General features: G+C 65.2%; 1 protein-coding gene. It reads left to right on the plus strand.

Going from position 1 to position 270, the window contains the following annotated elements; translation table 11 throughout:
• Positions 1 to 270 (plus strand): phytanoyl-CoA dioxygenase family protein (locus tag SB765_RS29925; RefSeq protein ID WP_410932533.1); only part of this gene is annotated, 270 nt, incomplete at both ends.

A 270-nucleotide genomic window follows, 5' to 3' on the forward strand; every position in this document is an offset into this window, starting at 1 on the left:
GTAGCCACCCCGGTTACCCCGGCATGGCGCTGCACCTTGACCATCTGCCCCTGCAACTGCCGGCCTGGATCAGCGAGCGCGGGGCCTTTACCCAGCCGATGCAGATTCTGACTGCGCAGGTGTACCTCAGCGATATCGATCACAGCATCGGGCCGACCTGGATCGTACCGGGCAGCCATCGTGCCGCTCGCCCGCCGCAGGCCGGCGAAGTGCAATGGCAAGGGCGTGAAGCGCTTCCGGTATTGTGCAAGGCGGGGGATGCTTTGCTGT

The organism is Pseudomonas sp. SIMBA_067, from assembly GCF_046534675.1.
GTDB lineage: Bacteria > Pseudomonadota > Gammaproteobacteria > Pseudomonadales > Pseudomonadaceae > Aquipseudomonas > Aquipseudomonas putida.